The following is a 25,098-nucleotide window of genomic DNA, read 5'->3' on the forward strand; positions in this document are numbered from 1 at the left end:
CTTGAGGTGGTTTGGGTATATAATACCGCCCTTTCCATAGCAGTTAAAAATGACAGCGAATATTATGAGCGAAAATAGTCACATTAAAGTCATCGTGGGTATGTCCGGCGGTGTTGATTCTTCTGTATCAGCGTATTTATTAAAGCAGCAAGGCTATCAAGTTGAAGGCCTGTTCATGAAAAACTGGGAAGAAGACGATAATGATGAATATTGCGCTGCAGCTGAAGACCTAAAAGACGCACAAGCTGTGTGCGACAAGCTAGGCATTGAGCTTCACACTGTAAATTTTGCAGCCGAATACTGGGACAACGTATTTGAGTACTTTTTAGCTGAGTACAAAGCAGGCCGTACGCCAAACCCAGACATCATGTGTAATAAAGAAATCAAATTCAAAGCATTTTTAGAATTTGCAGCGCAAGCACTGGGTGCAGATTATATCGCGACTGGTCACTATGTACGCCGCGAAAAACGTGGTGATAAATTTGTCATGTGTCGTGGTCTTGATGACAACAAAGATCAAAGCTATTTCTTGTACACATTAAGCCATGAGCATATTGCACAAACACTTTTCCCTGTTGGCGACATTGCAAAACCAGAAGTACGCCGTATTGCTGAAGAGCAAGATTTAATTACGCATGATAAAAAAGACAGCACTGGTATTTGCTTTATCGGTGAGCGTAAATTTAAAGACTTTTTACAAAAATTCTTACCAGCTCAGCCAGGTAAAATCGAAGATACCGATGGCAATGAAGTGGGTGAGCACGAAGGTTTGATGTACCACACGCTGGGTCAACGTAAAGGCCTATTAATTGGTGGCATGAAAGAAGGCTCAGGTGAACCTTGGTACGTTGTAGATAAAGACGTTGAGCGCAACGTACTAGTAGTTGGCCAAGGCAAAGACCACCCTCGCCTATACAGTAATGGCTTAAATGCAAATCAACTTCACTGGGTTGACCGCGAAGGCCCTAAAGGAACTACGCGCTGTACGGTTAAAACCCGTTATCGCCAAGAAGATATCAGTTGTACATTACTCGTTGGTGAAGATGGTATGGCACGCGTGTTATTTGATGAGCCACAAAAAGCCGTGACTCCTGGTCAATCAGCCGTTTTCTATGCTGACGAAGTCTGCTTAGGCGGTGGGATTATTGATTCGGTGATCAAATAATGACAGAACACCAAGTCATGGCGTTAGCTGCCATGTGTCAAGTTGCTAAACAAGTACAAAAAGTTGCGCAATATGGCCAAGGTAGCGACCACGAATTAGAAAAGTTATTAAACTGTATAATTGAAACATCACCAAATAGCCCTGAAGATGTGTATCAGGGTAAACATAATTTACGTGAAGGCTATCGCATTTTGATTGCACAGCTTTCTGCCGGCGCAGACAAAGACGTCGAAATCGTGAAATATGTGGGTGGTTTAATGCAATTAGAACGTGCATTAAGTTCAAAACAAAACAGCTTAAATGAATTAGGTCGTCGCATTGATGATGTTAAACGTCGCCTCGACCATTTTGCTATCACAGATGATACTGTTGTAGCAGCGCTTGCTGATATTTACTCATCGGTGCTAAGCCCCCTTGGGCATCGTATTCAAGTTTACGGCAAGCCAGAGTTATTAAAACAGCAGCTCACGCAAAACAAAATTCGTGCCCTATTATTGGCCGGAATTCGTAGTGCCGTGTTATGGCGACAAATGGGCGGTAAGCGCCGTCATTTTTTCTTTGCAAAAAGAAAAATCCTCGCTATTGCTAAACAATCAATTTAATTATCGTTCAAACTAGACAATTTAGGAGTCATTATGGAGCTTTCAGCGTTAACCGCTATCTCTCCGGTAGATGGTCGCTATGGCAGCAAGACCACGGAACTACGCAGCATTTTCAGCGAATTTGGTTTAATCAAATACCGTGTAACTGTTGAAGTTCGTTGGTTACAAGCTTTGTCTGCAGCAAGCGCAATCACAGAAGTACCGGCATTTAGCGACGAGGCTAATGCTTTACTTAATGCCATTGTTGATAACTTTAGCGAAGCGGATGCTGCACGCGTTAAAGAGATCGAGCGCACAACTAACCATGACGTAAAAGCAGTTGAATACCTACTTAAAGAGAAAGTAGCTGACAACGCAGAGCTAAACGCAGTTAACGAATTCATTCACTTTGCCTGTACTTCAGAAGACATCAATAACCTGTCTCACGGTTTAATGCTTACAGAAGCGCGTGATAAAGTATTACTTCCATACTGTGACCAACTTCTAAATGCATTGAAAGAAAAAGCAGTTGAATACAAGTCAGTTGCGATGATGACGCGTACCCACGGTCAACCTGCTACGCCATCTACAATGGGTAAAGAGTTTGCAAACGTATACATGCGCTTAAAGCGTCAACGTGACCAAATTGCCAAGGTAGAAATGTTAGGTAAAATCAACGGTGCTGTAGGTAACTACAACGCTCACCTTAGTGCTTACCCAGATTACGATTGGCACAGCCACGCTGAGCAATTTGTAACAAGCCTAGGTTTAACATTTAACCCATTCACAACACAAATCGAGCCGCATGATTACATTGCAGAGTTATTCGATGCAGTTGCACGTTTCAACACTGTATTACTTGATTTTGACCGTGACGTTTGGGGCTACATTGCACTAAACCACTTTAAACAAAAAACAATCGCAGGTGAGATTGGTTCATCTACTATGCCTCACAAAGTAAACCCGATTGATTTTGAAAACTCTGAAGGTAACTTAGGTATTGCTAACGCTATCTTTACTCACCTTGCGCAAAAACTACCTGTTTCTCGCTGGCAACGTGACTTAACTGACTCAACAGTGTTACGTAACCTAGGTGTTGGTATGGGCTACACTTTGATCGCTTACCAAGCGACATTAAAAGGTGTAAGCAAACTTGAAGTAAACGAAGCGCGTTTACTAGAAGAGCTAGACCAAAACTGGGAATTACTAGCAGAGCCAATTCAAACGGTAATGCGTAAATATGGTATCGAAAAGCCATACGAAAAACTTAAAGACCTTACGCGTGGTAAGCGCGTAAACCAAGAAATCATGGCTGATTTCATCGATGGTCTTGAGTTACCTGAAGAAGCAAAAGTAGAAATGAAAAAATTAACACCGGCTAATTACATTGGTCGTGCTGTTGAGTTCATCGACAACTTAGCTTAAATTCAAATTAAGACTTAAAAAAGCGAAAGGCCTTCCTTTCGCTTTTTTTATATCAATTCGCTTAGGTCATGTTATGTATCAATTAACCATCAATTCATTAACCCAAGAGCAATTTTTAGCTGAGTATTGGCAAAAAAAACCACTACTTATTAAGCAAGGCTTTAAAGATTTTGCTGATCCTATTGAGCCCGAAGAACTTGCTGGGCTTGCCATGGAAGAAAGCATTGAATCACGTATTGTGACCAATCACTCAGATGATTGGCAAGCATACCATGGTCCATTTGAAGACTTTAGCTTGCTAACTGAGAAGCACGCTACGTTACTCGTACAAGCGGTTGACCATTGGCATAACGATGCAGCGCAACTACTGGAACCATTTCGCTTTATTCCAAACTGGCGTATCGATGACTTGATGATCAGCTACTCTACGCCGGGTGGTGGCGTGGGTCCGCATTTAGATCAATACGATGTGTTTATTATTCAGGGCGAAGGTAAACGCCATTGGCGCGTTGGTTTACCTGATGCGAACTTAAAACAATTTGCGCAAAATAAAAGCTTATTACAAGTTGAGCAATTTCCTGCCGTGATCGATTGTGTGTTAGAACCGGGTGATATTCTTTATATTCCACCAGGCTGCCCGCACGAGGGTTACGCTGTTGAAAATGCACTTAATTATTCTGTAGGTTTTAGAGCACCAAACCAACGCGACTTGTTATCCCAATTTGCAGATCACCTGATTGATACTGAGCTTGGTAATCAACGATATGGTGATCCAGAGCTAAAATTACGTGCCTCAAAAGGTGAACTAAGCCAAACTGAAGCCGAAAAAGTGAAGCAATTAATGATTGCTGCAATCAATGATGACTCAGTATTTAAGACATGGCTTGGCAATAGTATGAGCCAGCCAAAACATGAAATGGACCTAGCACCACTAGAAGAACCATACACGCTTGATGATGTAAAAGCACTGTTAGATGATGATATGCTCATTTTTGAACGCTTAGGCGGCACACGTGCAATTTATCAAATCATCGATGATAAAGTACTTTTTAGTGTTAATGGGGTCAATTATATGCATGATCTAGAAGATCTTTCTCTAATAAAAAGATTAACAGACCAAACATCACTGACCGCTAGCGATATAAATAGTTCAAAAAATAACCACATTTTCCTAAAAACTTTTACTACACTATTAAATGAGGGTATTTGGTTTTGTTAGGAGCGTGTTTATATGGGCTACATGATAGATGAAGTTGAATGGAGTATCGACAAGGAACTATTGCAACAAATCCGAGAGAGGGTATTTGTTTGCGAATTACATATTCCAAAACACGTCGAATTTGACCATTTAGATAAAACGGCTCATCACGTACTTGTTACTGATGAAAGTAATAAATGTCCAGTTGCGACTGGGCGCTTGTGTAATGATGGCTTAATTGGTCGGATTGCTGTATTACCTGAACACCGTAACCGATCAGTTTACAAATCATTATTGAATTACTTAGTAGGTTTAGCTGAAAAACAAGGCTGTGATTGCGTTAGTATCAATTGCATATTAAATGAAGTTGATCGATTTAAACGAAATGGGTTTTCGGCTGATGGCTTAGTATTTATGGAGGCAGGAATTCCAAGACAACGAATGCTCTGCCCTATCAAGCAATTTGATACGCGGCCATTCACTTTGGTGCACTAGATGGTTTAAAAAGCTGAATATAATTATTCAGCTTTTTTATTTAAAGTTAAGCTGGCTCATTTTGCCACATATCATCTTTTTCGAATAACTCATATAAACCATGAGCGCGGTTAATGAGTAAATTAGCAAAATCTACTTTGGTCTTATCTACAGCGCCTGACTGCATTAGTTGATCAGCCTTTAGTTGCCATTGCATTGAGAAATATCTAAGTACTTCACGGGCATTGGTTGCTGCACTCGCTTCTGCGTGATCGGTTGGTAAACGCCCTGTGATAACCCAATAGCTTTTACCACTTTGTGCTTTAAACTTCCAAATAGCCACTAATGGCGCAATGAAACGGCTTTCTTTCTCAACAACTGTTTGCGGGATAACGCCTTTTTCAGCTAAATGCTTTTGTGCATTCTGGAAACATTCTCTTTGCCACATAACACTTTGTTTTTGCGCTTCGGCTTGTTCTTCTGGTGTTAATGGTCTTGCTTGTTTTTGTTCCATGGTGGTTACTCTTTTACAACATTTCTGACACTTTAAGGTTTAAAATGGCGCTGTGCAAGTGTTTACGGGCAATCAAATGGCATTTTAATTTACTTGCCTACTATTCAGTCAACTCAGAAAGAAGAGTTAGGCTCTGTTAAAAATTGCAGCTCTTCAGGTGTTGATTCACGACCTAAAATTGCGTTGCGGTGTGGATAGCGACCAAACCTATCAATAATAACTTTGTGCTTTAGTTCAAATTCATAATTACTCATGCCTTTAAACAATTGCTCAGCCTGCTGATGAATAACTTTGGATTCACTATGCATAAACGGCATATAAATAAACGCAGCTTGAGAGCTAGGTAACTTTTTATCAAAGCCAAGTTCAATTGCTCTTTGCGCTAAGGTTAATGCTTGTGGATCTTGGCTAAAAGCCTGTGCAGTATTTCGATAAATATTGCGTGAAAACTGATCTAACACGATAATTTCAGCTAAAGAGCCTAGGGCATCCACTCGCCAGTAAGCATGCTCGCCAGCGATAACTTGCAATAGACATTCTGAAAACTTAACCGTAATTAATGCATCAGTGTCATCAGATTGCTTATACCAAGCATCTGAGCCTAATTCATTAAACCAAAAATCGATAATCCTTTGCTTATCCATAAACATTCCTTAATTACCGAGTACTTTTGCTGGGTCTACTCGGGTTGCTTGCCACGCAGGGTATAATGTTGCCAAAATAGCGAGGACAAAGGTAACAATCACCGTTATAACGATATCTTGCCAAACGAGTTTACTAGGTAAAAACTCAATGAAATAAACACCTTGTAATGGATTATCACCTAACAAATGACTGATCCACGAGAATAATTCACTGATATTTAATGCAAGCATAACACCTATAATCGTTCCAAGTATTACGCCAATAAGTGCTTGCGTAAATCCTTGCATAACAAAGGTCGCTAAAATCGTACTGTCTTGTGCTCCCATGGTTTTCAAAATCGCAATATTTGCCTGTTTTTCGCGTACTTCCATAACAAGTGATGAAACAATATTAAAACTAGCTACGGCAATCATTAGAAACACCACGATATACACAATAGTTCGAACCATTTGAATATCTTGATATAAGCTGCCTTGCGTTCTGAACCAACTAGAGACATAGACATAATCTGGGATAACTTGCCCCACCCGCATAGAGGTTTGATGAGCAGCAAACACATCAGCTACTTGTAACCGTAAACCGGTTACTTGGTTTTCATCGAAACTCAGTACACTTTGCGCTTTGTCGAGGCGAATAAAAGCCGCAGTTTCATCTATCGGGCCGCCCATTTTAATAATACCCGCAAGATTCAAACTCACCCGCTTTGGAGCAAGTAAAGTGTTACTTTGCTGGTTTATCTGTGGGATTAATAAGGTAACTGGATCGCCAATTTTAAGACCTAACCGATTGACTATTTGTTGTCCTAAAAGTACATCTTCTTGTTGTAACTGACTAACTAAGCGCCCTTCTGTAAATTGATTTAACGCCGATACTTGGTTTTCAAACTCTGGGCTAACGCCACGCACTTCAACCGCTTTTAACTCACTTTTAAACTGCGCCATCCCGTTGACACTAATAAAAGGTGCTGCACCTGTTACACCGGCTTGAGAGCGCAATAAAGCAACTTTTGACTGCCAATTATTGATTGGTTTATTAGGAGCAACGTATTCAACCTGCGGTACAACCGATAAAAGCCGATGCACTAGTTGTTGCTCAAAGCCATTAATCACTGATAGAGCAACAATTAATACGGCGACTCCCAAAAGTATGCCGATTGTCGATGCTTTAGCAATAAAGCTTACAAAGCCATTTTGCCCCTCTTTTTGGCCACTGTGAGCGCGAAATCGTTTTGAAATAAAGGCACTAAGCAACATGCTGAGACTCTTTAATTGCAAGCTTACCATCATCTAAATAGGCAATTTTGCCTAGTTTATCTGCAAGCTCTAAATCATGGGTTACCACAACAAAACTAGTTTTTAAGCTGGTATTTAACTCTTTAATCAAGTCATAAATCTTAATTGCGTTTTGTTTATCTAAGTTACCCGTTGGTTCATCGGCTAGCACCAATGCAGGCTCTGTTACCAATGCACGTGCTATCGCAACCCGCTGCCTCTCACCACCTGACAACGCCGATGGTTTATGTTTGCAACGATGAGATAACCCTACTTTATCAAGCATGTTGAGGGCTTTTTCGTTTGCCGCTTTTGCGCTTAAACCTTTAATTAAAAGTGGCATAGCAACATTTTCAATGGCAGTAAATTCCATTAATAAATGATGGAATTGGTAAATGAAGCCCAAATTTTCGTTGCGGAAACTCGCTTGTTGTTTTCGGTTTAATTTAGCAACCTGTTGACCTTTGATTTCAACGGTTCCATCTGTCGCATTATCTAAGGTGCCTAATATATGTAATAAAGTACTTTTACCAGAACCAGAACTACCTACAACGGCTAACATTTCGCCCTGATTGAGCGTTAAATCAACCCCTTTTAAGACTGCAACCTGATTATCGCCATCTTGATACACTTTATTAAGCTGCTGACAATTAATCACTAAATCACTCATAACGTAATACCTCTGCTGGATTCACTTTTGCAGCTTTTCGGGCAGGATACAAAGTAGCTAAAAAGCTCATAGCAATACTCCCTGCGGCAATTAGGCTCAAACTCATAACATCAAATTTAACGGGTAAACTCACACCCGCTAATAAATTAATGCCTAACATATTCAATAACTCATTTATATTGCTACTTAATAGCACGCCAAGTAACGCACCAATGCTGGTGCCAATAACACCATTGTATAAACCCTGGATCATAAATACATGCTGAACTTGCAAAGGAGTTAAACCCAGAGTTTGTAAGATAGCCACTTCACTTTGTTTTTCACTTACCATCATGGTTAATGCAGAAACTATATTAAACACCGCAACAAGCACAATTAAACCAAGTAACATAGACATAATGCGCTTTTCCATCGCCACAGCGGCAAATAACGTCCCTTGACTAGCTCGCCAATCAGTTACTGTGTAATCATTTAAAATTGCTGTTTGAGATTGCAATACTTGCTCTACGGAAAAAGGTTCGTACAAAGAGATACTCAAGTTGGGTGCTGCTGATTTTGCCAGCTTTAAAACTCGGCCTAACGAATAACCACTGGTAAATGCCAATGACATATCAATTTCAGATTGTGTTTCATACAGTGCCGCAACGGTAAACAAACGTTGGCTAGGTACTCGACCAAGGGGTGTATAAGAACTGGCATTTGGCATGATCACCCGTACTTTATCCCCAAGCGAAATACCCAATTTACGGCTTAAATAGCGGCTAATCGCAATGTGATAGTTACTGTCCATTACTTGTGACCAATTGCCAGCAACAATTTTATCTTTTACGTTATACAGGGAGCTTCCTTCGTCATAGAGCCCTTGCAATAACACGCCGTGTAAATCTTGGTTGGTTTGCAAAATGGCTTCGCCATGGCGATAAAGGTTAACTTGTTTAATATCTTTAGAGTTTGCTAGTTGCTGCTGTAACTGCAACATGGTTTCTTTCGAATTATCTTCAGCTGATACTTCGATATGGGGAATTAAACCGAGCATGTTAGTTTTAAGGTTATTCTCAAAACCATTCATAACCGAACTAACTGTAAACAAGGCCATTAAGCCAATAGCAATGCCCGCAATAGAAAAAAAAGAGATGAATGAGATAAAGGCATTACCCTTTGAAGAGCGACTATATCTCAGCCCTATAAAAAGGCTAACAGGTTGAAACATAATAAGTTATGAATATTCCAAGGGCTAAATATGCGCTCATGTTAGCATAGATTTAGCCAGCATGGGATGCGCGAAATTGTAAAAAATAATTATAAATCTGATACTTGAACAGTAGCGACCAAATGGTCAAGTAATGCTTTTACATTGGTTGCTATAAATTGCCTAGGTGGGTACACCCCCCATACACCTTCAGGTGCAGGTGCAACATTCGAAAGTACAGCGGTCAACTTGCCATTGGCTAGGTGCTCATTGACATAATAATCCGGTAATTGCACGATGCCTAACCCTTTAATAGCTGCATCCACCAATGCCCAACCACTATTACATGCTAAACGCCCAGCCACTTTTATATGCTTATCTTGGCCCTGCTCTTTTACCCGCCAGTAGCTGTTATTACCGATGAGGCAATGGTGCTGACTTAATTCACTGACACTGTGCGGTTGACCATAATTATTTATGTATTCAGGACTACAACATATAACCAGCCTGCGCTGACTAATGCGCCTAGCTTTTAAAGATGAATCCTTTAGATGACCAAGCCGAATAGCTAAGTCATACCCTTCTTCTAATAGATTGACTTGCTCATTACTTAAATGACTGATTACTTCAATATCTGGGTGCTTTTGCATAAATGTATGCACCGCAGGCATTATGTAGCTTTCACCATACATGACAGGGGCTGTCAGCTTGATGCTGCCTTTAGGTGTCAGTTGCTGCTCGGCAAGCAGTGCCGTGGCATCATCCATAGCATGCTGTAACTGTTTTGTTCGATGCGCAAACACTTGCCCCTCTTGCGTTAGCACTACTTTACGGGTCGTTCGGGTTAGCAATTGTGTGTTTAATCGTTCTTCTAATTGACTCACATAACGGCTTACATGCGCCACTGACATACCCAGCAGTTTACTTGCTTTTGTAAAACTACCGGTTTCGGCTACCGCTAAAAATTCATCAATTCCGTGCCAACGATTCATTATTACCATACTGTAAAAGTGTTTTAATAAAACTAAGATTATCATTCATTGAGAAATAAATAAAATAGACTAAGTTTATTACTTACTTCCAACAACTATAAGGGAACGTTATGACTGATTTTATTAAATCAAAAGCGGCTATCGCTTGGGGTCCAAATCAACCACTCTCAATTGAAGAAGTGGATGTAATGATGCCTAAAAAAGGCGAAGTACTGGTAAAGATTGTTGCAACAGGTGTTTGTCATACCGATGCATTCACTTTGTCTGGTGAAGACCCTGAAGGTATTTTCCCAGCAATCCTAGGCCATGAAGGCGGCGGTATTGTTGAAGCTGTTGGTGAAGGCGTAACGCACGTTGAAGTAGGCGATCATGTTATTCCTCTTTACACTGCTGAATGTGGCGAGTGTAAGATGTGTAAGTCTGGCAAAACAAACTTATGCTCTGCGGTACGTGAAACGCAAGGTAAAGGTTTAATGCCAGATGGCACAACGCGCTTCTATAAAGATGGTCAACCAATTTATCACTACATGGGTTGCTCTACTTTCTCTGAATACACTGTATTACCTGAGATTTCACTTGCTAAAGTGAGCAAAGAAGCACCTCTTGAAGAAATTTGTTTACTTGGTTGTGGTGTAACAACCGGCATGGGTGCTGTGACTAAAACAGCAAAAGTTCAAAAAGGCGATACTGTCGCTATTTTTGGTCTAGGTGGTATTGGTTTATCTGCCATCATTGGTGCAACTATGGCTGGCGCAAGCCGTATTATTGGTGTTGATATCAATACCAGCAAGTTCGAACTAGCAACTAAATTAGGCGCAACTGATTTAATTAATCCAAATGACTACGACAAACCAATCCAAGAAGTCATTGTTGAAATGACTGACGGCGGTGTTGATTTCTCATTTGAATGTATCGGCAACGTTAATGTTATGCGCTCTGCCCTTGAGTGTTGTCACAAAGGTTGGGGCGAATCAGTAATTATCGGTGTTGCAGGCGCAGGTCAAGAGATCTCTACCCGTCCATTCCAACTAGTAACAGGCCGTGTATGGCGTGGTAGCGCATTTGGTGGCGTTAAAGGTCGCTCTGAGCTACCAGAGATTGTTGAGCGCTATATGAATGGTGAGTTTGCGTTAAATGATTTCATCACACACACCATGAAACTGGAAGATATCAATGAAGCTTTCGACTTAATGCACGAAGGTAAGAGTATTCGCTCAGTTATTCATTATTAATCTTTTAATTTTGCGCTAGGTTACTACCTAGCGCTTTTGTTTCAAGGATGTGGTTATGCTAGAAAACATAAGCTCAACAAAAGTCAGCGGTGGCTGGCATAAACAATATACCCACCAAGCTAATAGTACACATTGTGCCATGCGCTTTGCGATATTTTTACCGCCTGGTGCCAGCGAAACGAATAAAGTACCTGTAATGTATTGGTTATCAGGTTTAACCTGCACTGATGAAAACTTTATGCAAAAAGCGGGAGCTTTTAAAAAAGCGGCTGAACTAGGTATTGCTATCGTCGCCCCAGATACTAGCCCGCGCGGTGATAATGTTCCTGACGACGAAAACTACGATTTTGGTCAAGGTGCAGGCTTTTATGTTAATGCAACCCAAGCACCTTATAATGTGCATTACAACATGTACGATTATGTTGTTGCTGAGTTACCAGCACTGATTGAGGCGCACTTCCCTGTTACTAACAAAAAAGCCATTGCCGGACACTCTATGGGTGGTCATGGCGCGCTAATGATTGCACTTAAAAACCCTAAGCAGTACGTTAGCGCCAGTGCTTTTAGCCCGATTGTGAACCCGATGAATTGCCCTTGGGGTGAAAAGGCGTTTAGCAATTACCTTGGCAGTGATAAAGCAAATTGGCTCGAATACGATAGCTGTGAATTAATGAAAAAAGCAATTGCTGACGATTATTTACCGATGCGTATTGATCAAGGTGAAGCCGATAACTTCTTAACTGAGCAGCTCAAAACCGAGAACTTATTTGCTGTCGTGAACGAAAAAGATTACCCAGCTGAAATTAACATGCACGCTGGTTATGATCATAGTTACTTCTTTATCAGCAGCTTTATTGATGAACACCTAATGTTTCATCAAAAGTATTTGTAATGTGTAATGACTAGTGTGAGGGCTTTATTTCCTCACACTCTTTGATACTTTGACTGATTTGCCTGCAAACCAGTTGCGGTTCTTTGTCTTTCGGTTTTAATAAGCCAATCACAGCACTGTCAATTTCAAAACCTAGCTTTGCGAATGAGAAACCCTCGGGATCTTTTATTGTAGTCTTAGCATGATTTGCATTTGTATTTCCAAGCTTAGTTGATGGTGAGCTTTTTGCAGAACCATCAATAAAGGCTCCCGCCAAGGTACACCCCGTTAATTGATAAATTAGTGAGTAGATAACAAGTTTTGAGAAGTTAATCTTCATTGTTAAAGCTATCCATCATTGTAGGTCTTTTTTCGGTTTAGCTTTAACCACAACACATTCTTTTATGACATGGTTTATTTGACAACAATTAAGCATGGGTCTTCCAATATACTTAAGCTTATTTTATGAGCATAATAGCAAACGCTTAATTTTACTGTAAGAAAATGTATTGATACCAACTCGCTTAATTAAGTGATCTACTTTGAGGTAATTGTTCTTGGGTTGGTATTAATCACAAATATCGCGAATAAACTCTTTTAAAAAACCGACCAGCTGTAATAAAAATATTAGTAAGAAAGGTAAAGCCCCTAAAATTGCAATGCTACGATTTAAGGGCTCATCTTGTAACAGTAATAATGAAAAGCTGCATATAAATAAAGCAAAACACCATGCGTAGAGGGTCACACGATTATTTTTAGCTCCAACAAGCTCTCTTATCACTAAAATTGCAGAGTCAGCTGAGGTTGCCACAAATACCAATAGTAATAACAAACTCGACCAAATAAACACGGTCCCTTGCCAACCTAATTGATGAAAAAATACAAATAAACCTTGGCTGTAATCTTGTCTAATTGCAGCTAAAATGCCTGCTTGATTTAGTCTATCCCATTCAATCGCTGCGCCTGAAAAAGTCGCAAACCAGATAATTGTGACTAAAGTTGGAATGCACACAACCGCCATAATAAATTGCCAAACCTTACGCCCCTGACTAATTTTGGCTAGGAACACGCCGACGAATGGTCCCCATGCTAACCACCAAAAGTAGTAGTTATATGTCCAATGATTGGCCCAATCTGGTGTTTTTAATTGGCTATCAAATTGCCAAGTGCCGGTCGCAAGTAACTGTAAATAGTAGCCGGTTCCATCTAATGCAATTTTAATAATAGGCGCAACCGGCACCACTATTAGCAACCAAACGAGCAAACTAAATGCCAAAAGCACATTAAATATGCTCAGTGATTGCACACCGCGACGTAAACCAAACTTAACCGACAGAGAATAAATAACTGCTAACAAACAAACGATTAAAGACCCAACTAATAATGTTGAAGTAACACCCAACTCGATCTCAACACCTTTACTGATCAGTAAAGTTGAATTTGCTATGGTCCCCACTACACCAAAAAATATCGAGAGCACCGCAGTTAATTTTACAATAAACGAGACTGTATATTTTGCAGACCTATCAAACCGGTTGCCAAGTGCCGTTAAAACAGGAGCACATATATCTCCTGACTTACCACTGTACTGTGTTAACCCGCCAAGAACTAATGCAAAGACTGCATAAAGAGCCCAAGCATGAGCTCCCCAATTGACCAAGGTTAAAGCCAAGCTACTTGCTAGTCTGTCTGGGTATAAGCTTTGTTTAAGTGGTGGGTCAAGGGAGTGTAATGCAGGCTCTGCTACACCCCAAAAAACCAACCCTGAGCCCATTCCAGCAGCAAACAGCATAGCAAACCAACCAAAGTTTGAGTACTCGACAACAGCATGTTCGCCACCAACTTTGCGGCTTCCTAATGGACTTACGGCTAATATTATGATGGCAAACAATAAAAAATTGATCATCAAGAAAAAGCTACTACCTATCCACTTTAAAACCATTTGTACAAACGGTTGTACTTGCTCAGTGATAATGTCCGGCAATATAACAGCAATGAGAGCACCAAACATACACAGTGCAAGCGCGGTCTTTTCAAGAGGTGAGGTGGAATGTTTCAAAGTGAAGCCTATTTATTCAGCGTGATTAGCATACTGTTAGCATGGCTGAAATTCAAACAGCCAAAAGACTGAAAAAATGACATAGCAATGCGTAAAAAGCGCAAATTATACCAAGCCTTACTTTTTAAAACCCGGCTACATGTCCCTAGTTTCCTCATTTTATTAAATTTGTTGATCGGGTATTGAAATTGCAGCTCAGTCAAAATTAACATCGCAAGGAGCTAAGTATGAACTTTAATTTTGATTGGTATGAAATTCTCGATAATTTAATTCACTTAGGGATTGCCTATTTACTTGCCTTGCCCATGGCATTTGACCGTGAAAAAACCAGTAATGGCGCTGGTCTTCGAACTTTTCCGTTAGTAGCCGTTGCATCTTGTGGTTATGCATTAGTAGGCATGTCTGTATTAACAAGCTCAGAGGCAGAATCAAAAGTACTAGAAGGAATTATCACAGGTATTGGCTTTATCGGTGGCGGTGCCATTTTGAAGAACAAAAATTCAACTTATGGAACAGCCACAGCAGCCAGTATTTGGAATATGGGACTTATTGGCATAGCTGTGGCATTCAGTCGCTACGAAATTGCCTTTTTAATGGCATTAATTAATTTCGTAACGCTAAGGTATGTTAAACGCTTAAAGTAAACAGCTAACTAGCATCGTATTTAGAGTTAACAATGGCATACCCGGTTTGTTTAACTTTAATTTCAGCTGGGTTTGCAGATTTAACTAATAAACCGCAGCGTCTGCTTTGCTCATCAATGACATAGTTAACAAACTCTCTGGCTTCAAGATCAATGACTTGATCAGCACAACGGATCTGTAATTTAGATACATCACTTGCGCCCTCTATCTTGATAGAACCGCGAGACAAAGATAAATAAGACAGCTTATCTTTTGAAACATTAATTTGTGAATTGATTTGCGGTGTGCGGGCTAACAAGTCATCAATTTGCTTAATTGTAGCAAGCTTGTTTTCTTCTGAGAATTCTTTACCTTCGATATTATCAAGTGCATAAATAGCATTGTAAGCGAGGTTAAAATCGCCCTTAAAGCTATACCACTGAAGAGCACTTTTAGCGACTAAATACTGAATATCTGTTGGTAATTTTGCTCGCAATAAATAGGCTATCGACAATTGCTCATCAAAGCCAAACCATTGCTGTTGGTAGTAATAAAATTGACTTTTTAACCAAGCAAATAACGCCTGCTCAGAGGTGTTTTTGGTATGATCTTTATATAACTTAGCCAATGCCTGCTCAGCTTTTTTAAACTCTTTGGCTTGCAGCATTTTATTAATTTCATCGTATTCATTAATAAAACCACGGCTCGCTTTATCATTTGAGTAACCGTTAAAATATTTCCCTACTTCAAATGAAAATAGATACCCACCTTCAACTGTTTTACCCTCTTTAGTGGCTGGTGCAAACTCTAAATTAGTTAAATATTTCTCTGCGTTTTCTTCACTACCACGGGTATCGGAGGCCATGATCACTTCAATGTCTTTCGCTTTACCTTGTGTGTCAACTACATACGACATTAACGCCCACCCTTCTAATCGAGAGCCATTGTAGCTACCAGCAAAACGCGGATTTTGATTTTTGACGATATAGGCCGATGTAGCAGCTTGTACGTCAATACCTAAGTCATTAACGTCTCGTGCTAAAGTATGTGTTGGTAATCCGATTAGTGAACAAAGTACAGCAAATTTAGTAAGTTTGATCATGAGTAATTGCTCCAATTCCCTTATATAGGAACATTTATAGCACTAAAAAAGGCGCTTTAAAAGCGCCTTGCTGTCAAGAATGTGCTTAAACATGTCTTGATCTTAAAACATATCCTGGTATGGGTTTGATTTTGTTAACAAAATCTTCTTATCAAAACCAGGGATTGTCATTGAATCTTCACAAATTTCAATGTCATTTTCGTCAATTAGTCCATCACCAAAACGATATATAAGCTCATAATGACCTAAATCAGCCTGTTTTTGGTAGTCAGCTTGGGCTTGTGCAACTTGAGTATGACGGTCTTGATATTGCGCCATAACCGCATCACCATGACGCTTTGCTAGCATTTTTAATGTGATTGTTGGTGAAAGTACTGTTGCCGTTGCGTTATTACCACCAAATCCTTTAGAGTTAATAAATGCAATGTCCATTGCATCGCATTGGTAATGTTGAGTACGAATATCTAAATGCTCGCTATAAACGTCATCCGCCACTTTATCGATTGTCGTGATACCCGGCATAATATTATGACTGAACACACCTAACGCCATAGCTAACTGATCTCCACTAGCTGGCGCTATAGTATGACCCACATACGCCTTAGGTGCTGCAACCTTCCAATTATCAATCGCAAATGTCTGTGCTACTTTATGATAAATTAATGATTCTGTTACGCGATTTTGTGGCGTGCTCGAGCCATGTGCCAAAATAAAGCTTCTTTTTTGTACCGCTTCTTGACCAACAATACTGCTCGCCAATGCAACAGATTTAGCCATTGTAATATAGTTACCAGGACCCGGCGCTGTAATTGACTTTTTAATACCATCTGCATTGACAAACACATCAGCAACGCTGCCTAACACATCAGCACCTAACTCTAATGCCAGTGCATCATCCATTAAGATAGCAACCTGTGCACCTTCACCAATAGTAAAGCCACAGTTTTCACCGAATGGACGACTTGTGCGGCGATGATCAACCACATCAGTATTATCAAGACGCTTTAAACCTTCTTCATTTGCAAGTGCGCTCATATTACCAAAACCTTCAACGATCTCTGGCGTAATAGCACACTCAACAGACGCTACGATAGCAACTCGTGTACGACCCGCTTGAATATCGTTTACTGCGGCACGCAGGTTATATAAAAACGTGGCGCACGCGCCTGATGTGGTAAAAGTTGTACCCACATTACCTGTTACATAGGCATTGATAAAGTCAGTCGACATGGTGTTTAAGCCAAGTGCAAGCTGTTTAGTGCTTACGCGATCGCCCTGTTGACGCGCACGTATCAATCCACCAAACCCCTCATCATCAACTTGACCTGCCACAGAGGCTGAGTATGTACCAATTTGATCAGGCTCAACACTGTTCATTACCTGCTGCCACGGCAGACCTGTTGATCGAATAGCATCGGTTGCGGCAAAGATAGTTGCTTGTAAGCCTCTTGGTTGATATCGGCTGTTATACATAGCTGAAGGTTCAAAACCTGTCGGTAATTGACCTGCCGCTTTAATTGGGTTGTCACGCGTACTGTCATGTTTGATAGCAAGATCAGCACTAATAGTGACTTTCACTTTTTTATCACTAAGGTCTTCGACCTGCCAACTTGCTGGCACTGGAGATGGTAAATCACGGCGGCGCGTTTCAAAAACAATCTGTTGTTCATCAGACGCTGTTAACGTCATTTTTTGCTGCCATGGCGTTGCATCTACATCGAAGTGATTTTTTTCAATTTTACGAATAAGTGTGCCAGCTAAAATTTGCTCGCCAAATTGTGTTTCAATATCTGCTTCATTGACGGTATTACCATTTGCATCTTTTAAAACAGCGTCTGTCAATGTAACTAAATTCATTAAAGTCGCTAAGCCTAAAAATGTCTCCTGACGGGCTTTTGCGTCCAAGCTGTCTAACACGATACGACGATAACCTTGATGAAAAGACGTGCGGCCAGCGGCATTAATACCGCCCATACCAACAATAACGGGTAATGCTGTCATAATTTACCTTGAGAAAACGTGTTACGATAATTCGCTTAAGTTTAAATGGATTACCAACGCTTCTTTATGCTTAAATAGCCAAATATTATGCATGAAATGCCAAAAACAACTGGTCGGAGCAATTAAAGTGACAAAACTTCAACAAACTAAAGCCACCGAAATCAGTATCTTGGTTTATCCCCATTTATTAATTACCAGCCTCACGCTACCAATTGAGATGTTGAGAGCTGGCGAAGCGTTTGCCAAAAGCCATCATCAGTCTCAACAGTTTTGCCCTCTAAATATCAACTTAGTAGCCAGTAACTTGGCGCCTATACCCAACAGAACGGGGCTGGCAATCATACCTGACTGTGAAACAGTCACCGCCCCTTCAAGTGATTTAATAATTGTACCTGGCATCTGGCGTAATCCGCGTCCTGTCGTCAATAAACAAAAAAAATTAGTGCAATGGTTAAAGGATTCATGGCAGCAAGGAAGTCATATTATTGGTGTAGGCACAGGTAATTGTTTAGTTGCAGAAGCAGGATTACTGGATGGTCACCCTGCTACCACTCACTGGCATTACGCAGAGCAATTTAAACGTGACTACCCTAAAGTCCAGCTCAAGCCTGACTTTTTCATCACGCAATCTGAGCGCATGTACACGGTTGCAAGTTTAAATGCGCTTGCCGATGTTATTGTGCATATTATTAGTCAATATTACGGCCGAGAAGCTGCACAACATGTTGAGCGTAATTTTTCCCATGAAATCCGTAAGCCATATGAAGATCAACGTTATCTTGAGGGAGCTGTCGATAAGCATCCTGATGAACTCATTGCTCAAATACAATTTTGGTTGAAAAACAACCCAACATCAGAGTTGTCTTTGCAAGAGATTGCAGCACAATTCAACCTAAGCTATCGCACCTTTACTCGACGCTTTCGTCAAGCCACCAGCCAAACCCCCATTGAATACTGGCAACAACTTCGCGTGCAAACAGCAAAAGAATTACTCGCCTCTTCAAACTTATCGATTCAAGAAGTCGCACTTGAAGTCGGGTATAACGACCAAGGTCATTTAACACGGGTATTTAAGAAAGTACTATCACAAACTCCTAGTGAATACAGAACAGTTGTGCGACGTAAGTTATTCGGATAACGAGTAAGATAAACTCAGAAATTTTTGAAAATATCATTTAAGTCAAGCATTAATTTGCCGAAATTAAATTTGTAACTAAGCTTTCAGATAGCAGTAATTTTTTCTCTGAGTCGGAAATAATGTATCAACCTGATTATAATGAATTAGTACAAAGTTGGAATAAAACCCTTGAGGTTTTAGCGATGTTTGCAAAAGTGCCCGTTGCTTTAATTATGAAAGTTGAAGACAACGTTATCAGTGTTTTTTCAAAAAATGATCATCTCGAAAATCCCTATAACATCGGTGATTGTGAAAGCTTAGATGGCTCTGGCCTATATTGCGAGCATGTCATAAAAACGCAAAAGCTATTATCAATATCTAACGCACTGATTGATGAAAATTGGAAAGATAACCCTGATATAAAGTTAAATATGATTTCTTACTTGGGGTTACCTATATCAGCCGGCGATGCGACCCCTTTTGGTACGATATGTATTTTAGATAATAAACCGCATAGTTACAGTGAACCTGTTATTAAATTACTTGAAACCATCAAGCATAGTTTTGAAGCCCAACTAAAATTACTTCATCAGCAAAAACAAGCATTTGAACAACTACAGTTCGAGGAGTTGGCTACTCTAATAAGAGGGATTGCCCATGAACTCAACACCCCACTCGGTAATTGCATAACCGCAGTTGATGTGGCTAATTTATCAATTACTAACACGCACCAAAGTCTTGAAAATAAAAGTTTAGGCCAAAAAGCTCTATATAAGGCTCTTGAAACAATGGCTAATACTAATGAGTTATTAACACGGAACCTCACCACCTGTGCCCATAAAATACGTATTTTACAAGACTTGCTATACACAAAAGCTCAATCATCAAAGTCTCCCTTTAGCCTCAAACAGTTAGCTGATACATTAACTAACCATTTAACACAACCACTTAAAGATACGAATGCCAAGCTTGAGGTTAGTTACTCGCCTTCCAAGTCAGAATGTGAAATTGAAATAGATTTACTAAAACAAGTGCTGTTCATTTTGCTACAAAACTCTATGGAGCACGCATTTTTAGGCGTTGAAAAACCACGAATCAAAATTGATATGCAAGATTACAATGGTATATTGAAAATTCATTACACTGACAATGGCATCGGAATCGAAGATGATCAGATCAACGCTATTTTTACACCTTTCTATAAAGGAAAAAACAACCATACAGGAATGGGGTTAGGTCTTAGTATTGCTAAAAAAATTGTAACGCAGCAACTACAAGGTAATATCTCAGTAATAGATAGCAACGAGGGAGTACACTTTTTATTAAGCCTGCCAAAATAGTGAGTAGTAAATTGCAGAAAATGACTATTTTCAAATGGTGCCTTTTAGCCCATATTTCTTTTTGCAGTTTAACTTTATTTGCAGAACCAAATTATCAAGAAGTAAAACAGTTAATTGACCTACATTTTATCCATAAAACTGATTATGCTAATAAAGCAGCTTATCTCGAATATGGTAACTTAAACCTAAAATCACTCATAAAATCACTTAATGAGCCACACTCTTACCTAAAAGTTAAAGGTTTAAATACAACTTTCTTTAGTGCAAAAAAACGCTGTGTTAATAACAGTAAAATTAAGCTGAATTTTCAAAAAGGTAAATTTTCTTATCTAAAGGTTTCCAGTATTGGTATAACAACCACGGAAGAAAAATCTCAATATGTTAGTAATTCAATCAATAAGATAAGATCTCAAGACAACGAGAACTCTCGATACTGGATTATTGATTTAAGAAAAAATAGCGGCGGCAATATGTGGCCTATGTTACAAGCACTTTCCCCTTTTTTCGACGCTACACAGACATTAGGTGAATTCCATTTGTCATCTGGAAGCATTACTAGATTTGGTTTTAAAGATGGAATAGCCCATGAAAGCTCGCTACAAAAAATCAATTTCCAACCAGATACCTATCATTTAAAACATCAGCCTATTGGGATTTATGTTTTGATTGATTCTAGTGTCGCAAGTTCTGCAGAAGCATTGGCAATTGGCCTATCATCGCTTGAAAATGTAACACTCGTTGGCGAGAAAACGTGTGGCTTAGCTACCGTCAATACTCCGTTTGAGCTCAGTGACGGAAGTATTCTTGTTTTAACAACAGGCGAGATGGCCAATATTCATGGTCAAACGTTTAAAAATGGCATCACACCGAGTATGAGTAGTCTAGAATTTATTAGGCTAATCAAAGATTTTGGAGAATAAAATTTTGCTAGCTTGTGGGCAGCCTCTGTCTTCATAACCCACTATTGCATAACTATTTTTAATCAGCATACTCAGCATTGCAGGAAAACGGTTCATCGACTTAACTTTAATAGCTCGGTAATTGTGCTCTTGAACCCATGTTTCTTGTGCGTTTAATAATGCCTGTGCAATGCCCTGCCCTCTGCACTTTGGCGCTACTGCGCCAAGCCAGCTATAGAAAGTATTTGAATCTAATGCATAACCGAGTTTGTAGGCCACAGGCTCATTATCGATAAAGGCTACTAAAATTAAATACTCAACATCTGCTATCCTTGCTTGTAATTTACCGAGCGTATTTCTACCATCAAACTCAGGGATTTGACTATCCACGAGCAGTAAATCTTGTAGATTAGCAGGCTTTATTGTGTAGCAAGGTTCCATGGATTATTCCACTCTAATTTCTTGTTTCACTTTTCTTTTCGATAATACAACTTTGAATAGCGTTTTACACGCACATGTACACCGCGACCTAAACTTTTAAATTTAGCTTCGAGTACATCAACGCCATACAAAATACCTACTACTAGCACAGATAGTTTTATTGCAGCTAGTAAGTTGTTGGTGGCAATCACAACACCAATAGAGGCTAGCACCCAGATAGTTGCTGCGGACGTTACTCCTACAACCGCGCCATCTTTTGCAAGCATTACTCCGGCACCTAAAAAGCCAATACCGGTGATAATTTGCCCCACTACACGTGAATGGTCTATCACATCGCCATGTAACATAAATGCAGTAGCCAGAAATAAATAGGTACCCAACACAATGAGTGCTGAGGTACGTATGCCAACAGGTTTGCCGCGTAATTGACGCTCCATACCAATAATTGCGCCGCAAAAAGCGGCGCTACCAATTGCTGACCAAGAATAAGGGGCAATATCAAATAAACTACTCAGTGTCACTGTACTTCCAAATCAAACTAACAATCAAAATTATAAATAAAAGGCCATCGCAGTGCTGAGTCGTGATGAACCAAAACTCGCCATTTTGCTAAAATCGGCTTTGGCTATTGGCACGTGCTGACAGTCAATCGCCAATTGCTTTTCGTTTTCACAGAATGGATCATGAACATACAAGCAGTGCTCATCAATATGGGTTACACACACCCAATGCGGTGATTTTTTTCCATCGAATCGATAGGTGCTGATCAATAACACCACAGCTTTACCCTCAGCAAGCCAAGTCTCAATAGCTGCCAAGGTTAACTCTTGATAGCGTACTGGCAACTTGGCAGCTATTGCTTCGGCCACAAATTGATTATGTACCGTATGCAAAATGGCTTTTTTCTTTTCGCTTCTTACCCCGTCAATAAACAAAGTATCGCGGGTATTTAAAACAACATCAGCTTTAAAACCTCGCTTCATTGCCGAAAGTGCTAACCCTAGAGGATGGCAACCGCCATGCCCTGATGTCATGAAAATAGTCGTCGCTTCACGCCATATATCCAACTCTTTCAGTTGGCTCATTGCGCTATCATTCAAGGATGACATTGCCATTAATAGTGCCGCAGGACCACAGGTAAACTCGGTTGTTTGCTGATACCAAGGCGTGTGTTTATCGGCATTAAATTCGATATTACGACGAATGTTTTTTTGCATTCGATGTGCATCACTGTGGTCATCATAATAATCACTGTAATGACCAAACACCTGATAACCCAGTTTTTCATATAAGCGAATTGCTGAATGGTTGTTTACCGCAACTTCTAAACGCATGTATAAACGGCCACGTTTAGCCGTTTCGTTTTCAAGCGCAAGCAGTATCTTTGAGGCAATGCCTTTGCCTTGCTGAGATTGCAAAACAGCCAGTGAATATAACCGAGCGAGGCGCGTCCCTTTGTGACACCACACTAAACCATAGCCAACCAGTTGGTTATCTACCTCTGCCACCATCAGTAAACCATGCGTTGCGCTGATCCAGCGTTTTAAGCTACGGCTACTTAACCTATCTTGACTAAAGCTTTGTTCTTCAATCGCTACAAGGGCCGCCAAATCCGTTGCCTGAGCAAAACGGATTTGGCAAACAGATGCGTTCATTAACCGCGGCCTCGTGCTTCTAGGCGTTGTTTAAACTCATCCATAATGATCATATAAAGCTCATCACCTAAATAAGCATCTTCGACTTTATGGTCGATACTCGGGTTGTCATTCACTTCTAACACGTATGCTTTACCTTGATGCTCTTTAACATCAACGCCATACAAACCTTTACCCACCGTTTTGCAGGCTTTTAATGCTGCATCAAGAACCACTTTAGGTAGTTCAAATGTTGGCAAGGTTTCAAAGCCACCAGAGAAGAAACGTTTTGCATCATGGTTGTAAATTTGCCAGTGATTACGCGCCATTAGATAACGACATGCATAAATTGCACGGCCATTTAACACCCCGACACGCCAATCATATTCGGTGTACATATACTCTTGCGCTAGCACAAGTGCACTGAACTCAAACAGCTCAGTTAACTTAGCTACTAACTCATCACGATTAGCAACTTTAAATACACCTTTAGAGAAAGAGCCTTCTGGCATTTTTAATACCAGTGGGTAGCTAAAGTTTGCTTCTAAACTTTCGATTGTCTCTTCGTTTGTATCAGCCACAACATGAGTTTTTAAACTCGGCACTTTTTGATAATTAAAGGCATCGTGCAAATACACTTTATTACAACAACGCAATATTGACTCTGCATCATCAATGACCACTAAGCCTAAGCTTTGCGCTTTACTCGCTAAGCGATAAGTTGGATGGTCGATAGCCGTTGTTTGACGAATAAATAACGCATCAAATTGTGCAATGTTGGTAATTTCATCAAATGTCAGTGCTTGAGCATAAATACCATGTTTAGCGGCTGCTTTAATAAATTTAGTAATGGCATCTTTATCACTTGGCGGCACTTTTTCTTGGTGATCAACCAATATAGCCATATCCCAACGGTAACGACGTTTTTTATCGTGAATTCGCCATACAGACTCAGTAAAGCTACTGAGTTGTTTTACAAACTCTGTAAAGCCAGCGTCATCTAATGATGCAATTGTGCCTTGCTTTACAACACCTTGCTCATCACACACCAAAATAGGCGCAGGATATTGCGAGAATAATACTTTAGTTGCTTTGCTTTGCTGTTCTTGATCTGTGTGACCAAAAAATACAGTGCCACCAGCAAGCGCTTTATGACGCGTGCTGTGCTCATCGCTACGTAGCGCATTAATTGTTTTTACACTTGGTAATACCTGATGCTTTCTTGCTTCAGCAAGCAAAGAACAATAATAACCTTTACTTAAATACTGCCCAGTATCACACAAGTTTAAAATGCGCGTTTTTGGCTCATTATGTTTTGGGTAATCACGTAAGTAGGTGTCAAAGGTAATGACATTTTCGAAATTTTGAGCAATACGTTGCTCATTGTTATCAACCACAATCAAGGTTTTAAACACGACTTTTCCTAAATTAAGTCTTATGAAAAAAATGAAAACACCCAACCAATTAAGTGAACGCATGAGGCTAAACTTCACTTAACTAGATGGGTGCTTAAAATACCAATACCCGAGAATTGGTAATTGCGCGTATTGGTATAAGCCTTAAGCTTGATGTGATTTATAGAGGGTTTTTAGCTTTGTGACCAACGAGTTATTTTTTACCTTAAGATGAAATTTATTGATTAATAAATTTTCTTG

Annotated in this window: 25 protein-coding genes; 11 read left to right on the forward strand and 14 right to left on the reverse strand. The window is 40.0% G+C overall.

Features of this window, described 5'->3' with window-relative positions:
- Positions 1 to 64 precede the first annotated feature (64 nt).
- The 5 genes from mnmA (at position 65) to L1264_RS04820 (ending at position 4,864) form a co-directional block, all read left to right on the forward strand.
- Complete coding sequence (gene mnmA / locus L1264_RS04800; RefSeq protein WP_119852693.1) at positions 65 to 1,165, forward strand: tRNA 2-thiouridine(34) synthase MnmA; 1,101 nt, start codon at positions 65 to 67, stop codon at positions 1,163 to 1,165.
- Positions 1,165 to 1,767, forward strand: coding sequence for a high frequency lysogenization protein HflD (hflD, locus tag L1264_RS04805; protein ID WP_138557585.1), 603 nt, complete (start codon positions 1,165 to 1,167; stop codon positions 1,765 to 1,767). The genes mnmA and hflD overlap by 1 nt, the downstream gene beginning before the upstream one ends.
- A gap of 33 nt (positions 1,768 to 1,800) precedes the next feature.
- Positions 1,801 to 3,171, forward strand: a complete 1,371-nt coding sequence (gene purB, locus L1264_RS04810; protein ID WP_135924849.1) for an adenylosuccinate lyase — start codon at positions 1,801 to 1,803, stop codon at positions 3,169 to 3,171.
- A gap of 73 nt (positions 3,172 to 3,244) precedes the next feature.
- A complete protein-coding gene (locus tag L1264_RS04815) occupies positions 3,245 to 4,390 on the forward strand; it encodes a cupin domain-containing protein (protein WP_135924851.1) in 1,146 nt (381 codons plus the stop codon).
- A 12-nt stretch (positions 4,391 to 4,402) separates the two neighbouring features.
- Positions 4,403 to 4,864: a GNAT family N-acetyltransferase gene (locus tag L1264_RS04820; protein WP_135924853.1), complete on the forward strand. Its 462-nt coding sequence runs from the start codon at positions 4,403 to 4,405 to the stop codon at positions 4,862 to 4,864.
- Between the two features lie 46 nt (positions 4,865 to 4,910).
- On the opposite strand, the gene L1264_RS04825 is transcribed toward L1264_RS04820, so the two are convergent.
- From L1264_RS04825 to L1264_RS04850, 6 genes are all read right to left on the reverse strand, one after another.
- A complete protein-coding gene (locus L1264_RS04825; protein ID WP_199526423.1) occupies positions 4,911 to 5,357 on the reverse strand; it encodes a DUF4826 family protein in 447 nt (148 codons plus the stop codon).
- 113 nt (positions 5,358 to 5,470) lie between these two features.
- Positions 5,471 to 6,001, reverse strand: a complete 531-nt coding sequence (locus L1264_RS04830) for a DUF924 family protein (RefSeq protein ID WP_425343222.1) — start codon at positions 5,999 to 6,001, stop codon at positions 5,471 to 5,473.
- A gap of 9 nt (positions 6,002 to 6,010) precedes the next feature.
- Positions 6,011 to 7,255: a lipoprotein-releasing ABC transporter permease subunit gene (locus L1264_RS04835; protein WP_235403683.1), complete on the reverse strand. Its 1,245-nt coding sequence runs from the start codon at positions 7,253 to 7,255 to the stop codon at positions 6,011 to 6,013.
- The gene (gene lolD / locus L1264_RS04840) at positions 7,245 to 7,943 is read right to left on the reverse strand and encodes a lipoprotein-releasing ABC transporter ATP-binding protein LolD (RefSeq protein ID WP_199526420.1); all 699 of its coding nucleotides are present in this window, start codon (positions 7,941 to 7,943) and stop codon (positions 7,245 to 7,247) included. The genes L1264_RS04835 and lolD overlap by 11 nt, the downstream gene beginning before the upstream one ends.
- Positions 7,936 to 9,153, reverse strand: coding sequence for a lipoprotein-releasing ABC transporter permease subunit (locus tag L1264_RS04845; RefSeq protein ID WP_138557589.1), 1,218 nt, complete (start codon positions 9,151 to 9,153; stop codon positions 7,936 to 7,938). The genes lolD and L1264_RS04845 overlap by 8 nt, the downstream gene beginning before the upstream one ends.
- Positions 9,154 to 9,242: 89 nt before the next feature.
- Positions 9,243 to 10,124, reverse strand: a complete 882-nt coding sequence (locus L1264_RS04850; protein ID WP_199526419.1) for a LysR family transcriptional regulator — start codon at positions 10,122 to 10,124, stop codon at positions 9,243 to 9,245.
- A gap of 110 nt (positions 10,125 to 10,234) precedes the next feature.
- Between L1264_RS04850 and L1264_RS04855 the strand changes: the two genes are divergently transcribed.
- Both L1264_RS04855 and fghA read left to right on the forward strand, forming a co-directional pair.
- Positions 10,235 to 11,356, forward strand: coding sequence for an S-(hydroxymethyl)glutathione dehydrogenase/class III alcohol dehydrogenase (locus tag L1264_RS04855; protein ID WP_138557591.1), 1,122 nt, complete (start codon positions 10,235 to 10,237; stop codon positions 11,354 to 11,356).
- A gap of 55 nt (positions 11,357 to 11,411) precedes the next feature.
- Complete coding sequence (fghA, locus tag L1264_RS04860; RefSeq protein WP_138557592.1) at positions 11,412 to 12,248, forward strand: S-formylglutathione hydrolase; 837 nt, start codon at positions 11,412 to 11,414, stop codon at positions 12,246 to 12,248.
- Between the two features lie 10 nt (positions 12,249 to 12,258).
- On the opposite strand, the gene L1264_RS04865 is transcribed toward fghA, so the two are convergent.
- Entirely contained in the window at positions 12,259 to 12,567 is a 309-nt protein-coding gene (locus L1264_RS04865; protein ID WP_199526418.1) for a hypothetical protein, read from the reverse strand.
- A gap of 228 nt (positions 12,568 to 12,795) precedes the next feature.
- Complete coding sequence (locus L1264_RS04870; RefSeq protein WP_235403684.1) at positions 12,796 to 14,286, reverse strand: BCCT family transporter; 1,491 nt, start codon at positions 14,284 to 14,286, stop codon at positions 12,796 to 12,798.
- A gap of 227 nt (positions 14,287 to 14,513) precedes the next feature.
- Between L1264_RS04870 and L1264_RS04875 the strand changes: the two genes are divergently transcribed.
- Positions 14,514 to 14,930 (forward strand): MgtC/SapB family protein, encoded by a 417-nt coding sequence (locus L1264_RS04875; RefSeq protein WP_199526417.1) that lies wholly within the window; start codon positions 14,514 to 14,516, stop codon positions 14,928 to 14,930.
- Positions 14,931 to 14,934: 4 nt separating this feature from the next.
- Here the strand turns inward: L1264_RS04875 and L1264_RS04880 are convergent, their stop codons facing one another.
- Entirely contained in the window at positions 14,935 to 16,011 is a 1,077-nt protein-coding gene (locus L1264_RS04880) for an energy transducer TonB (protein WP_199526416.1), read from the reverse strand.
- Positions 16,012 to 16,113: 102 nt separating this feature from the next.
- The gene (locus tag L1264_RS04885; RefSeq protein WP_199526415.1) at positions 16,114 to 18,012 is read right to left on the reverse strand and encodes a beta-ketoacyl synthase; all 1,899 of its coding nucleotides are present in this window, start codon (positions 18,010 to 18,012) and stop codon (positions 16,114 to 16,116) included.
- A 91-nt stretch (positions 18,013 to 18,103) separates the two neighbouring features.
- Between L1264_RS04885 and L1264_RS04890 the strand changes: the two genes are divergently transcribed.
- The 3 genes from L1264_RS04890 (at position 18,104) to L1264_RS04900 (ending at position 21,389) form a co-directional block, all read left to right on the forward strand.
- Complete coding sequence (locus L1264_RS04890) at positions 18,104 to 19,150, forward strand: GlxA family transcriptional regulator (RefSeq protein ID WP_199526414.1); 1,047 nt, start codon at positions 18,104 to 18,106, stop codon at positions 19,148 to 19,150.
- Between the two features lie 119 nt (positions 19,151 to 19,269).
- Positions 19,270 to 20,469 carry a GAF domain-containing sensor histidine kinase gene (locus L1264_RS04895; protein WP_199526413.1) on the forward strand — a complete coding sequence of 400 codons (1,200 nt, stop codon included), beginning with the start codon at positions 19,270 to 19,272 and terminating at the stop codon, positions 20,467 to 20,469.
- Positions 20,470 to 20,489: 20 nt separating this feature from the next.
- Entirely contained in the window at positions 20,490 to 21,389 is a 900-nt protein-coding gene (locus L1264_RS04900; RefSeq protein ID WP_199526412.1) for a S41 family peptidase, read from the forward strand.
- On the opposite strand, the gene L1264_RS04905 is transcribed toward L1264_RS04900, so the two are convergent.
- From L1264_RS04905 to L1264_RS04920, 4 genes are read right to left on the reverse strand one after another with little or no spacing between them, the layout of a single operon-like run.
- Positions 21,366 to 21,809 (reverse strand): GNAT family N-acetyltransferase, encoded by a 444-nt coding sequence (locus L1264_RS04905; protein ID WP_199526411.1) that lies wholly within the window; start codon positions 21,807 to 21,809, stop codon positions 21,366 to 21,368. The two genes, L1264_RS04900 and L1264_RS04905, sit on opposite strands and share 24 nt — an antisense overlap.
- A gap of 26 nt (positions 21,810 to 21,835) precedes the next feature.
- Entirely contained in the window at positions 21,836 to 22,330 is a 495-nt protein-coding gene (locus tag L1264_RS04910) for an MgtC/SapB family protein (RefSeq protein WP_235403686.1), read from the reverse strand.
- Between the two features lie 30 nt (positions 22,331 to 22,360).
- Positions 22,361 to 23,464, reverse strand: a complete 1,104-nt coding sequence (locus L1264_RS04915) for a GNAT family N-acetyltransferase/peptidase C39 family protein (protein ID WP_199526410.1) — start codon at positions 23,462 to 23,464, stop codon at positions 22,361 to 22,363.
- The gene (locus L1264_RS04920; RefSeq protein WP_199526409.1) at positions 23,464 to 24,858 is read right to left on the reverse strand and encodes a RimK family protein; all 1,395 of its coding nucleotides are present in this window, start codon (positions 24,856 to 24,858) and stop codon (positions 23,464 to 23,466) included. The genes L1264_RS04915 and L1264_RS04920 overlap by 1 nt, the downstream gene beginning before the upstream one ends.
- Between the last annotated feature and the right edge of the window lie 240 nt (positions 24,859 to 25,098).

Source organism: Pseudoalteromonas sp. APAL1 (assembly GCF_021532475.1).
Classification (GTDB): Bacteria; Pseudomonadota; Gammaproteobacteria; order Enterobacterales; family Alteromonadaceae; genus Pseudoalteromonas; species Pseudoalteromonas lipolytica_C.